Source organism: Paenibacillus qinlingensis (assembly GCF_013204845.1).
Taxonomy (GTDB): domain Bacteria; phylum Bacillota; class Bacilli; order Paenibacillales; family NBRC-103111; genus Paenibacillus_E; species Paenibacillus_E qinlingensis.
The window spans coordinates 65,609-78,802 of sequence record NZ_JABMKY010000021.1; the positions used below are offsets into that span (position 1 = coordinate 65,609).

Below are 13,194 nucleotides of genomic sequence, written 5' to 3' on the forward strand. Positions count from 1 at the left end.
GAAAGGACATATCCCTCCAAGTGGTATGTCCTTTGTCATAATCGCTGAAAGGGAAGTGCCTGCTATGGATAAAGTCATGTCTAACAAATCCATGATTGCGATCTACGTGATTCCCTCGTTATTTCTGCTGCTAGCCTTGATCTATATGCCGATCATCATGACGGGCTACTACGGGCTAATGAAATGGGATGGCGTAGGCAAAATGAGTTTCATCGGTTTGCACAATTATGCCGAACTGCTTAAGGATAAATTATTCTGGGGAAGCGCGAAGCACTCGTTTTTGCTGGCGATTTTCTCAACAATCTCTCTGCTTGGCTACTTGTTAGTCGCATTAGTACTCTCCGCAAACATTCGAGGGGCTAACTTTTTTCGCAAAATTTATTTAATCCCTATGCTGCTTTCTTCTGTTGCTATCGCTCAACTATGGTTGAAAATATTCCACCCAACGAACGGGGTATTGAATGCTATCCTGACGTCTCTGGGGGTCACGCATACACCGGAATGGCTGTCCAATCCATCCATTGTTTTATACGCGATTTTCATGCCGATCTTATGGCAGTACGCCGGATTTTACATTTTAATCTACTATGCTGCGTTAAAAAATGTACCTACCTCGCTTATCGAAGCAGCGCGCATTGATGGTGCAAGTCCATGGCGCATTGCGGTGTCCATTCGTGTTCCGTTAATCGCTGAAGTGATGAAAGTAACGGTCGTTCTAGCCGTTGTTGGATCACTGAAATATTTCGACCTGATTTATGTGATGACGGGGGGCGGACCTAACGGATCCAGTGAAGTAATGGCCTCCTACATGTACCGCAAAGCGTTCAAAGGCTATGATTTCGGTTATGCTAGCGCAATTGGCTTCTTCTTGCTCTTGATATGCCTCGTGGCGACGTGGTTAATCCGTAAAGCGACGGCTTCCAAAGATGATATCCAATACTCGTAACGAAAGGAGATTCCGATTCCGATGCAACTTGAAACCACCCGTCGTCAGGCACAGGCGCTAACCGTACGAAGCAAGCTACCTGGACAAATCGGATATGGCGTATTGTATATGGTGTTATCGATTGTCGCTGTCATTCAGATTTTCCCTCTCTTGTGGCTCATGCTATTCTCTTTGAAAAATAATGAGGAAATCTTCAATCTCGCGCCGATGGCGTTCCCAGAAAGACTGCGTTGGGAGAACTACGAGAAGGTCTGGACGCAGGGCCATATTAATAGTTACTTTTTTAACAGCGTTTGGATGACGTTAGTGTCGGTGGGGGTCACGGTCTTATTGGCTAGCTTGGTGACATTCGCTTTGACCCGGATGAAATGGAAGCTGCAGTCCTTTGTGCTTGGATTGTTTATGGTCGGGATGATGATTCCCGTGCACTCGACGCTCATTCCCTTATTCAGTATGTTTATGAAAATGAACCTAACCAATCATCCGTTATCAATCATTTTATCCTACATTGCTTTTAACTTACCAATTACGATTATGATTATGCTCGGCTTTTATTACACGCTGCCGCGTGAAGTGGAAGAGGCTGCCGTGATGGACGGGTGCTCTGTGAATCGTATCTTCTTCAGCATCACGCTGCCGATGACGGCATCGGTGTTATCTACGGCTGTGATTATCAACATGATCTACAACTGGAATGAGTTTATTTTCGTGAATACGTTCATCTCTTCGGAAAAGTATAAGACATTGACCGTAGGCATACAGAATTTCGTCGGTCAATATACGACCGATTGGGGCGCGATTGGCGCGACCCTGATGATCAGTATTTTGCCAATTATGATCGCGTTCATCTTGCTCAGTAATCGGATCGTAGAAGGAATAGCTGCGGGTTCGGTAAAAGGATAATGATCGCAGAGTCGCACAGGAGTCCCCGTAAATCGGGGATTTTTTTGCGCGAAAGCCGCGCTGCATGCACCGCTTCAAACCATTGCTCCTGCTCTAGTACCAGTCATTTGAGGGGCCCCATACTTCCTAATATAACCTTAACGGAAACATGAATGTCTGCCTCTGACAGCGCTTCTCCCCAATGATCCTCCACTTTCTTGTATTGACTATATTCATGAGCCCGGGCGTAGAGACCAAGCCCGATCGGATCGATTTGATGTTTCTGTAGCATCTTGATGAGGTTCTCAAATTGCATTTGCACATGTTCAGAAATCATTATCTCTAGTTCTTTTCCATTCTTTCGCACATCAAAGGGGAATAAACGTTCAGTAAGACTGGCTGTCATTTTAATGTTGATATCGAACCGAAACTTATTATCAGTGTACGAGGTTTTTATTTTCGGTTTCGTTCCTTGAACCGATATACTTAAATGGTCTGTATGAAATGGACCGCTCTTCTTTTGGCCAGGAATTGGAAGCGATAAGCTAACAGGCTTTTTGGCGTTCTTATTCAATATTTGAAGTAAAATGGTTTCCTCTGCGCTCAGTGAAGCCGTATATTTCCCTTTATGATCTAACAGCGTTATGCCAACCAGCCGGATCTGTTTGTCGTTGCCCAACTGGATTTCGGAGATAGAGGGTGTCACCCCCTTCTCATACATTTGCCAATGCAGCTTCTGCAGCGTTGTTTTTACCGTTTCGGATCTTGTACTTTTCGTGTCTACCATCCCGCGCAGCAATAAAGGTAACATCGGCTGATCTTTTGGATGTAGGTCTATAATGTCGGAGATAGATCCATCGAAAGCAATGACTCTTGGTGTTAAAGGATTTTTCATATCACGAAAGAAGACGTCCAGTATCGGGAACCAGTCTTCATGTGCTAGGATGCGTTTCCCGATAAGTATGACCTGAACCTTTTTGCCAGTAATAACACCTGGTGCAAATTGATCTTGTTCTTCTCTCGATTGACGAATCGTTTGCGACTTCACTTCGATTTCTAGTGTTTTCTTCTTGATATCTCTACCGTACGAAGGGCTGTGCAAATAGATAAGCAAGTTGTTTTCATTGTCGAGATCAAGTCCTAGAGCGAGGTTGTTTGTGGATTCTTCCAAATCCAATCGGTCACTACATCCCGGTGCGATAGCTATCATCATAATAATCAAAAAAAGGTATAGTGGCCGCTTGCTCATAAGTGCTTCCTCCACCCCAAACGATCATGTATCCATACGTATAGGAGTAAACAAGCAGGAACCATGTACTCGACAACAAGGCCGATCTGACCAAGCCAATTATTCATCCGTTCGCTCTGAAAAAAAGTAGGCATGAAGAAATACGTGCCCACAGCGAGGAGTATCCATAGCATTCGCAAATGATTGCGGTGGTCTTGCTTTCCGATTAGCCAAGTTGTGCAAAAAACGCTCATGTATATCGTCGGTATCCAAGATAATGAAAACATAAGTAAATAAAACGCAATAAATAACACTTCGATCCGCGCTATAAACTTAAACTCAATTGTTTTCAATACATTAATCGTCGGTTCGTTGTACGTCATAATTTCATCTGAACTGAAATACACGAAACAGATGACGGTAATGAACAAATACATGAGCATTGTCAGTCCATATGAGATAACAATTCCGGCTGAGGCCTTCTGTTTGTTTTTGAGGAATGGATAGAGAATAAATGTGGTTGAAAAACCTATATGATAATAGAAAGTGCTAGGTAACGCTGAGAATACAGGCTTCCATCCGTCCTGTAGCACAGGAAGCAGACGGAGCCAATGAGCATCCTTAAGAGGAATCAAATAAACGAAGGGGATCCATAAGGAAAGGAGGATAATCACTTCCACATATCTGCCCAAGATGCGAGGGCCGCTGCGCACAATGACATAAGTGGGAATGAGCAGTAAAAGCATAATGATATATGCCGGAGTTTGCGGCAAAAGATATTGTTTTGTAATCAATATTGTATAGATGAGACCGGTGTAACCATAGTAAAAAAGATATAGAGCAAATAGGACAGCTCCCACTTTGCCTGCCCATTTGCCCAAGTACACCGTCAATAGATCTAACAAGGTGCCATCTGGGTACTTCTTCATCACCTGTATGACGATCAAACCCGCTGCAGATGAGATCAACCAAACGATGATGAGCGCGATCCAGCCTGATGTACCTGCATGTTCAGCTAATACTCGCGGCAGCGACAAAAAACCGAAGCTCACGACCATACCATAGTTGAGAAAGATATACTGCATGAAGGTGATTTCATTCAATGCATATTTTTTCACTTGCTGTCCTCCCTTAAAGCATTTATTTCACTGTTCCCATAGCGCCTAGGATTGTTCTCACGGAAACATGAATGTCGGCTTTGGCCAGCGTTTCACCCCAATGATCTTCCACATTCTTGAAATGGCTATATTCGTGCGCTCGCGCGTGGAACCCAAGCCCGATGGGATCGATTTTATCCGTTTGTATTTTCTTTATGAGGCTTTCCAACTGCTTTTGCATTTGATCGGTTATCTTATTCTCCAATTCTTTTCCATGACTTCGCACGTCGTAAGGAAACATAAGCTCCGATAATCCAACGTGCATGGTAATGTGCATTTGGAACTGAAAGTTGTCCTTGAGGTAGGAGGTCTTGATTTTTACCTTTATGTTATCAGCGTTTAAACTTAATTTGTCTGTATGAAACGGTCCGATCTTCATTTCACCGGGAATGGGGATTGTAAAACTGACGGATTTTTTCGTACTGTTTTGCAATATTCGCAGCAGAATACTTTCCTGTATGTTCAGAGATTCAACAAAATTCCCTTTATGATCCAGAAGTGTCGTGCCTGTCATCGCAATCATTTTATCCTTCAGTCGAATTTCAGAAATGATGGGAGTGCTAGCCTTCTCACTTATTTGCTCGTGAAGCCCTTGCAAAGTCGTATTTACCGTTTCCGATCTGGCGTCCTTCGTATCGATCATTTCACGCAGCAACAAGGGCAGCATCGGCTGATCTTTCGGATTTAGGTATATAATGTCAGCGAGAGGCCCATCGAAAGCAATGATTCTTGGCGTTAACGCATTTTTCGGGTCGCGAAACCAGACATCCGTTAGTTGGAACCAGTTTTCTTGCTGCAGGATTCGCTTCGATACCAGTATGACTTGAATACTTCTGCCTTGGAAAACACCCTGTGTATAACTATCCTGTTCTTCTCTTGATTGACGATTGGTCTGTGGCATCACCCTAAGTTCGCGCGTTTTTTTCTCGACATCTTTACTGAAAACAGGAGATGTACTATATACAATGAACTCGTTTTCTTTATCGAGATCAAAACCTACTAATAAGGCAAATGAGGCATCTTCCATATCTAACCTGTCACTGCAACTGGAAATGATGACGACAACCATCGCGATGAGGATAACAGGAAGGAGTCGTTTGTTCATATGCGGTTCCTCCACTGAAAACGATCATGCATCCATAAATAGATGAGTAAGCAACCGGGAAAAACGTATTCAATTCCAAAACCAACCCGAGTAAGGAAATCATTCATGACATCACTCTGATTAAATGTTGGCATGAAGAAAAACGTACTCACAGCAATGAATAACCATAATATCCGCAAATGATTGCGATGATCCTGCTTTCCGAGCAACCAGCTTGTGCAAAAAGCACCCATGTATATAGCCGGTATCCATGCTAATGAAAAAATAAGTAAAAAAAATGCGATAAACAGAACCCCTATCCGTTCTACAAACTTAAACTCAATAGATTCTAAGATACTAATCATGGGTTCGTTGTACATCTGAATTTCATCCGGGCTGTAATAGGCAAAACAGATAACCGAAATGAACAAATACCCAAACATCGTCAGCGTATCGGAGATCATAATAGCGCTAGAAGCTTTGTGTTTGTTCTTCAAAAACGGATACAAAATAAACGTAGTAGCAAATCCGATATAAGAAAAGAACGAAGTAGGTACCGCTGAGAGTACAGGCATCCATCCTTCCTTGACTATAGGAAACATATTGAGCCAGTTGACGTCCTTGAGCAGAAGCAAATATACAAATGGTATCCACCAGGAGATCATAAAAACAATTTCCGCATATCTGCCCAAGACGCGAAGGCCGTTACGTGCAACCACATAAGTGGGAATGAGCAATAACAGCATAACGATAGGTGCCGAAGTTTGCGGCAAAAGCCATGCCTTTGTGAGCAATACCGCCTGAACGAGCCCAGTGTAAGCGTAATAATAGAGATAAAGGGCAAAAAGGATGGCAGCCGCCTTGCCTGTCCATTTGCCCAAATATCGTGTTAATAGATCGAACAATGTGCCATCGGGGTACTTTTTCATCACCTGAATAACAATCAAGCTTGCTGCTACCGTAACAGCCCAACCGATGATGAGTGCGATCCAACCATCAGTACCTGCCTTTTCGGCTAGTTTTCGTGGCATCGACAAAAAGAAAACACTGATTTGAATACCGCTATTCAGAAAAATATATTGCATAGTGGTGATTTCATTAAATGCATATTTCTTCATTTTCCATCACCTTTTGGACGATTTGATCCTTGCCTCTGCGATTGAGTCGCTCTTGTTCCTAGAGGTCGCTTGCCCATTGTCCACAGCGGTAAACGGACGAACGAATCTTTCCAATCTGCAAATCGTACCGGTGCGAAAGGGGTACCGTACGGTGTTCCGAGCGATTCGAGCGCAATCAGATGCCCGATCATGGTCATCAATGCAATAATGATGCCAACAAAGCCGAACATGGAGGCAGCTATCATCATGACGAAGCGAATAAGCCGGACAGCAGCGACCATATCATAATTAGGCAGGATGAATGATGCGATAGCCGTAAAGGCAACAACAATGACCATGATATTACTGATGAGTCCTGCTTGAACGATTGCTTGCCCGATAACGATGCCCCCGACTATACCAACGGTTTGCCCAACGGGAGCAGGAAGACGCACTCCAGCCTCCCGCATCATTTCTAGTGTTACCTCCATGATGATCGCTTCCACAAATGGCGGGAAGGGTACTCGACCTCTGAACTCGCCAATTGTGAGCAGTAATTTAACGGGGATGATCTCGAAGTTATAGGAAATGACTGCAATGTAGAACGCCGGCAAAAAGATAGCGACGAAAAATGCGAACATCCTCAGTAGTCGTATAAAAGTAGAGATCGACCAGCGCGTGCTGTAGTCGTCGATGTTTTGAAAAAACGACATAAATGCTGCCGGTGCTATTAATACGCTAGGTGAACAGTCTACAACAACAGCGAATCTGCCTTGCAATATTTGTGAAGCTGCAGCATCCGGTCTTTCCGTTGTAATAAATTGTGGAAATGGCGAATACGGATTGTCTTCGATAAATTCGGCTAACTCGCCTGTGTTAAGAATGACATCGACATCAACTTGCTGAATGCGGTCTTCCAATTCTTTCAGTACTTCAGGATGAGCGACATCAGCTAAATATAAAATAGAAACTAACGTGTTCCCTCTTCGCCCAACCACCATTTCTTTAATTTTCAATTCACGGTTTTGAATATAGCGACGGATTAAGGCAATATTTTGACTGCCAGTTTCAACAAAGCCTTGATGTGCTCCTTTTAAAGAAACTTCAGTCTGTGAGTCTTCTATCGCCCGCTGCGGCCAGCCTTGCGTCCCTAAGGCGGAGGCTTTTGTCTGCCCATTAACAAAGAGAATACTATTGCCTCGCAAAATGGCATTCTCGATATGCGGCCATGTAAACAAGCTTTGAATTTGGCCTACATCTACCGTAATATCGTCAATCGCATTTCCGGTTCCCATTTCAAATTGCAGCGGGCGGAGAACATTGTTATTAATTGCGTTTTTATCTACTAGTCCATTGAGGTAGACTAATGCTGCTTGCTCACCAGACTTCTTTATGATGAAGTGCCGCACAACCAGATCGGGGGTTTGACTGAATTGACTATGTAAATAAGTTATATTTTGTACCAAAGATGTACTAATGGTGTTGCTAGGCGGCTGATTAACGTGTTCTTGGACTGAACGATACTTCTTCTTGCCGAACAAGTTTGAAAATAGCACCGATCTTCACCACACTCATCCCATATTTTTCTTTTATTATCCAGAATTATGGTGATTTTATTCATGGCCGCACCCATTTAGAGAATTCTCATACGGGGGCTAATCTATTTTTTTACAAAAGCCCAACACTAGATTACAATACAATAGAGTAGTAATTAACCTGTGGACAAATTTTACGAGAATTGTGTTACATGGAAGTGAAATGAGGTTTATTTAGATGAAAAAAGGTCTTGGCTATGCCATTATTGCTTACATTGCTTGGGGATTGCTGCCTGTGTATTGGAAGCTTTTTGGGTCGTTGATGGCTGGAGAAATACTATCGCATCGCGTGATTTGGTCATTCGTCTTTATGGCGATTCTGATTGTTGTTGGTAAAGGCAAATGGCAGCAATTTCGCAGCCTTATCACGAATCGCACGACCTTATTACTGGTGGGGGCGAGCAGCCTCTTGATCAGCACCAATTGGCTGATCTTTATTTGGGCCGTTAATAATGGGCATGTCATCGAGACGAGTCTCGGGTATTACATCACGCCACTTTTTAACATTATGCTAGCGGTGCTGTTCTTGCGTGAAAAGCCAACTGGCAGACAATGGCTCGCCGTGGCTCTGGCAGGAATCGGTGTCATGATTGCCACCTTAGATTATGGCAGATTCCCGTGGGTGTCCCTCACTTTAGCAGGTACCTTCGGCTTATATAGCCTGGTGAAAAAAAGAGTTACCTACGATGCCGCAACCGGTCTCGCGGGAGAAACCGCGTTCGTATTCCCGATCGCCCTTGCTTACGTCATCTACCTATTCGCTACGCATCAGGATGCTGCATGGTCACTGCCGCCGCTCACGTTGATTATGCTTTTCCTAGCAGGAGCTGCTACAGCGCTGCCTTTGCTATGGTTCGCCAAAGCCGCGGCACAGCTGCCGCTGTCTATGCTGGGCTTCATTCAGTATATCGGCCCGTCGATTACACTTCTGCTTAGCGTATTCGTGTTCAAAGAGCAGTTCTCGCCGATGCTAATGATTAGCTTTGCCTTTATCTGGAGTGCACTTATCGTATATGCATTTGCATCGATCCGTGTAGCGCGTACGGCAGCGGTTACGGACTAGGATGAAAATTGAGTAGAAGTAGAAGTAGAAGTAGAAGTAGAAGTAGAAGTAGAAGTAGAAGTAGAAGTAGAAGTAGAAGTAGAAGTGTGCCCAGTTGAGTAGCTGGCTTTCAGGTAGATGTAAAATATACAGCTAATTTTGCCGTATCACCTTAGTTTTAGTAAATAGATGGAAAAAGTACAGCTAATATGAGCAGGATTGGCGGTTTGGCTGATTTTAGTGGAAATTAACTGTAGTGAATCCATTTATTGTTTCCGAATGGGGAGAATTGGCAAAATTAGCTTCATAAAATCCATTTAATTTGTTTGGACGGCGGAGAAGTAAAGTAGTCAAATTTCCATCTATCCTGAACCACAAAGAACCCCGCTCGAGAGCGATTCTCGAACGGGGTTTTTCTATCTCGCGAGCCGCAATATTTCTAGACGCAATCGAAGAAATTTAATTTCATATAAATAGAAAAACTTGAAATAAAATTTCCTTAATGACATTAAATTTTACAGGAAATTTACAGAAGGATCTTGTGTTTTTACCTAATTATCCGTATGATGAAGGTGATTTCAGCTTGGATAATCTATGGTGAGTAGGGAACTTATATGACAATAAATGATAATATATTGATTAAAATTCGCGATATGAAAGACAGCCTAACTCCAGTGGAGAAGTTGGTAGCTGAGTATATATTAGACAATGTGGACGAGATTCCACATCTCTCGATTAAGAGTCTCGCTCAATCGACCAAAACAAGTGATGCCTCTGTATTGCGCTTCTGCAAAACGATGGGATATAAGGGCTATCGCAACTTTATCGTAAGTATTTCGGCTTCGCTGGGATCGATGGATGAGGAGCAGAAGGACCAATACACGGATATCCAACCTGGCGATGATCTCTCTACGATTATCTCTAACATTTCGCACAATAATAGCAAATCGATTGAAGACACGCTCAGCGTCATTGATCGAAATGAAATTGCCCGCGCGGTCAAAGTGTTAGTGGCTTGCAACCGGATTGTTTTCTTCGGAATCGGTGCCTCTGGTCTAGTCGGAATGGATGCGGAGCAGAAATTCTCGCGTATCAACAAGATGTGCCACACCTACACGGATGGTCATAGTCAATTAACTGCAGCCACGTTGCTTGGGAAAGGTGACGTCGCGATCTTTATTTCCAATTCGGGCAGCACGATCGAGATTTTGGATACGCTTGAAATCGCCAAGAAGAATGGCGCTACGATTATTGCCATTACTAAGTACAATAAAAGCTCCTTAGCGGATAAAGCGAATATCGTACTCAGCATTTCGACACCAGAAGTCACGATTCGAAGCGGTGCAATGGGCTCGCGGATCGCGATGTTGACCGTGATTGACATTCTTTTTGCCGGAGTAGCGAGCAGTGAATATAAGCATGTGAAGAAGTATTTGGCCAAAACGCACGACATTATTGCTAGCAGCAAGCATAGAAAATAAGCGATTCGCCCACACTAACGATGTCCTTTCAGGCGTCGTTTTTTTGTCGAAATTTAAGAAATAAAAAATCAATATTTTATTTTACCATAAAATAAAATTTCAAAAAGTATTGACCAAGTTGAAATTTTTCGTTAGTATAAGACCAGTAAAGACTTTGTAAAGAGTACAGCAGGCAGGAGGACAGCAGCTATGGATGAGTATCTATCGGGTTTAACTACGGAAGAGATTAATGATAAGACACAGACAATTGACGAATGTTCAACAGAGCAAATGCTTCGGATGATGAATGAACAAGATGCATTGGTTCCAGCAGCAGTCGGAGCCGAGATACCGCAGATCGTGAAAGCGGTTGATATCTTGCATCAAGTTCTCAGAAACGGTGGCAGGATGCTCTACGTAGGAGCTGGTTCCTCTGGCAGACTCGGTGTGCTTGATGCATCTGAATGTCCTCCAACCTTTGGTATTGATCCAATGTTGGTGCAAGGTCATATCGCCGGTGGCGATGGAGCACTACGAACAGCAGTGGAAGGTTTTGAAGACAACGCTGAGGAGGGGGTCGCCCTCATTGAACGATGCGGAGTAACAGCGAAGGATGCGGTAATTGGGATCACGGCCAGTGGAAGTGCACAATTCGTTATCGCTTGCTTGAAGAAAGCGAAAGAAATTGGTGCCGCAACGATTGGTGTCGTGAATAACAAGAATTCCAAATTGGTAGCTGTGACAGATGTATGCATCGCGCCAGTGGTTGGGCCGGAAGTAATTATGGGATCTACTCGTCTGAAGGCGGGTACAGCACAGAAGCTGGTGCTTAACATGCTGACAACTGGAACAATGGTTAAGCTTGGAAAGACATATAACAATCTCATGGTTGACATGAAGGCTAGTAATATCAAGTTGTACGATCGTTCGGTTCGCATCATTCGGATTGCGACTGGAGTGGATGAACCCACAGCGATTGCTCATCTTGAGAAAGCGTCCATGAACTGTAAACTTGCCATTATGATGATTAAAACCGGCATGGAAGTGAAGGAAGCGGAAGAAGCACTAGAACAATGTGAGGGTAGTTTGAAGAGAGCCATACGTACCTTTGTAAAAGTGGTTTAATCATCTTAAAACAAAAAAGGAGAGACTTGAGCTACATTCAAGGATCCCTAACCTAGGAGGTTTGTTTTTCATGAAAAGAAAAATGCCCGTATTAGCTTCTGTCGTCGCGTTAACAATGGCTCTAACAGCTTGTGGTAGTAATTCCGGTACGAAGGAAACGACTACTCCAGCAGGTTCAACAGCTCCTGCAGCTACTGCCAGCACTGCGAAAGACACGATCACAGCTTTGCTTCCTCCCGTTTCACCGAACTATCAGAAGAATTTTGAGCAAATTTCCAAAGATTTCACGGCGCTTTATCCGAATCTTACGTTGAAAATCGAACCAGCTAGCTGGGAAGATGTGAAACAAAAGCTAGATACACAAGTGAATGCAGGTAGCCCGCCGGATATCGCTTTTGGTGGATCTGACGGTATTCCGAAGTATATCGAACAAGGCTTATTGATGGATATTACGACTACGGCAACACCTGAAATGATTAATGATTATGATAAGGCTCCACTTGAATATATGAAGAACGGCAAAGGCTTGTACGGCTTCCCAGCTTATATGGAAGTTCATGCGCTTGGCGGTAATAAAGAGATGTTAGAGAAAGCAGGCATCGATTGGAAAAAAGTTCAGACAAATGGTTGGACTTACACAGAATTCCGTGATGCGATTAAAAAAGGTGTAGTTACGGAGAATGGTAAGACAAGATATGGCTTCGTATTCGCAGTAAAAGGCGTTGCCGCTGTTGATTACCTAGGGATTATGGCCAAAAATGCAGGCATGCCGCATGCGTTTAATAAAGACTTGAAATATGCGTATACTAGCAAAAACTACTTAGGCTTACTGAAAGATCTTCGTGCTTTGATCGACGATGGTTCCATGCCGAAAGAGCTTAGCTCTGTAGATGCAGGTAAACGTTGGAACATGTTCTTAACGGGGCAAACGATGATCACAGGTAAAGGTCTTGCGACATTCGAAAACTCCGCGAAAACGAATAATGCCAAGATTAAAGCGGCAGACGGCTCCGCAGTAAAAGACAGTATCCCAGTTGACTATATCGTATTGCCAGCGCCAACGTTCCAAGGTGCGAAACCTTCGGCTGCTACAGTTGTTGATGGTTACATGACGTTCCGCGGTAAGAAGGAGCCGACTGCAGAGCACAAAGCAAATGTCGTGAAAGCCGCTTACTTCTTAGCTAGCGGTAAAGTTGCAGCAACAACGAACAATGATTTGTTCGCCGCACACATTACGCAAAGTTCCAAAAAAGAAGCAGCTAACATGAAGATTGAGAGAAACCCAGATAACGTTGCTGCTGTAGACAATATGCTTAAAAATGCAACACCAGCTCGCTCTGACATTCCATCTGAATTGTCTGCTAAAGCGATCAAGCTAGAAACAGAAGTGATCGTTCCTAAATTCCAAGGACTAATCGCAGGTGAAGTTACACCTGAAGCAATGTATGAGGCTGTTAAAACTGCTGCCATTGCTGCCTTCGGTGCTGACGGAATCGTTAAAGACTAAGAATATGGCATAATCCTCGGATAGTCGGGCAGAACATTGCACGACTATCCGAATCATTTTAAGCAAGTTGT

At 43.6% G+C, this 13,194-nt stretch carries 11 protein-coding genes; 6 read left to right on the forward strand and 5 right to left on the reverse strand.

The window, feature by feature from the left end:
• The first annotated feature begins 64 nt into the window (after positions 1-64).
• Both HQN88_RS28220 and HQN88_RS28225 read left to right on the forward strand, forming a co-directional pair.
• Positions 65-946, forward strand: a complete 882-nt coding sequence (locus HQN88_RS28220; RefSeq protein WP_173118800.1) for a carbohydrate ABC transporter permease — start codon at positions 65-67, stop codon at positions 944-946.
• A 21-nt stretch (positions 947-967) separates the two neighbouring features.
• Positions 968-1,849, forward strand: a complete 882-nt coding sequence (locus HQN88_RS28225; RefSeq protein ID WP_173118802.1) for a carbohydrate ABC transporter permease — start codon at positions 968-970, stop codon at positions 1,847-1,849.
• Positions 1,850-1,952: 103 nt separating this feature from the next.
• Here HQN88_RS28225 and HQN88_RS28230 read toward each other — a convergent pair whose 3' ends face one another.
• From HQN88_RS28230 to HQN88_RS28250, 5 genes are read right to left on the reverse strand one after another with little or no spacing between them, the layout of a single operon-like run.
• Positions 1,953-3,077 carry a Ger(x)C family spore germination protein gene (locus HQN88_RS28230; protein ID WP_173118804.1) on the reverse strand — a complete coding sequence of 375 codons (1,125 nt, stop codon included), beginning with the start codon at positions 3,075-3,077 and terminating at the stop codon, positions 1,953-1,955.
• A complete protein-coding gene (locus HQN88_RS28235; protein WP_173118806.1) occupies positions 3,074-4,174 on the reverse strand; it encodes a GerAB/ArcD/ProY family transporter in 1,101 nt (366 codons plus the stop codon). The genes HQN88_RS28230 and HQN88_RS28235 overlap by 4 nt, the downstream gene beginning before the upstream one ends.
• Positions 4,175-4,196: 22 nt before the next feature.
• Positions 4,197-5,318, reverse strand: a complete 1,122-nt coding sequence (locus HQN88_RS28240) for a Ger(x)C family spore germination protein (protein ID WP_173118808.1) — start codon at positions 5,316-5,318, stop codon at positions 4,197-4,199.
• Positions 5,315-6,415 carry a GerAB/ArcD/ProY family transporter gene (locus HQN88_RS28245; RefSeq protein WP_173118809.1) on the reverse strand — a complete coding sequence of 367 codons (1,101 nt, stop codon included), beginning with the start codon at positions 6,413-6,415 and terminating at the stop codon, positions 5,315-5,317. The genes HQN88_RS28240 and HQN88_RS28245 overlap by 4 nt, the downstream gene beginning before the upstream one ends.
• Positions 6,412-7,950: a spore germination protein gene (locus HQN88_RS28250; protein ID WP_173118810.1), complete on the reverse strand. Its 1,539-nt coding sequence runs from the start codon at positions 7,948-7,950 to the stop codon at positions 6,412-6,414. Before HQN88_RS28250 ends, HQN88_RS28245 begins: the two co-directional genes overlap by 4 nt.
• Positions 7,951-8,167: 217 nt before the next feature.
• On the opposite strand from HQN88_RS28250, the gene rarD reads away from it, so the two are divergent.
• From rarD to HQN88_RS28270, 4 genes are all read left to right on the forward strand, one after another.
• Entirely contained in the window at positions 8,168-9,052 is an 885-nt protein-coding gene (rarD, locus tag HQN88_RS28255) for an EamA family transporter RarD (RefSeq protein ID WP_173118811.1), read from the forward strand.
• 593 nt (positions 9,053-9,645) lie between these two features.
• Positions 9,646-10,512 (forward strand): MurR/RpiR family transcriptional regulator, encoded by an 867-nt coding sequence (locus HQN88_RS28260; RefSeq protein WP_173118812.1) that lies wholly within the window; start codon positions 9,646-9,648, stop codon positions 10,510-10,512.
• Positions 10,513-10,701: 189 nt separating this feature from the next.
• Positions 10,702-11,616, forward strand: a complete 915-nt coding sequence (gene murQ / locus HQN88_RS28265) for an N-acetylmuramic acid 6-phosphate etherase (protein ID WP_173118813.1) — start codon at positions 10,702-10,704, stop codon at positions 11,614-11,616.
• Positions 11,617-11,686: 70 nt separating this feature from the next.
• Positions 11,687-13,123 carry an ABC transporter substrate-binding protein gene (locus HQN88_RS28270; RefSeq protein WP_173118814.1) on the forward strand — a complete coding sequence of 479 codons (1,437 nt, stop codon included), beginning with the start codon at positions 11,687-11,689 and terminating at the stop codon, positions 13,121-13,123.
• The last annotated feature ends 71 nt before the right edge of the window (positions 13,124-13,194 follow it).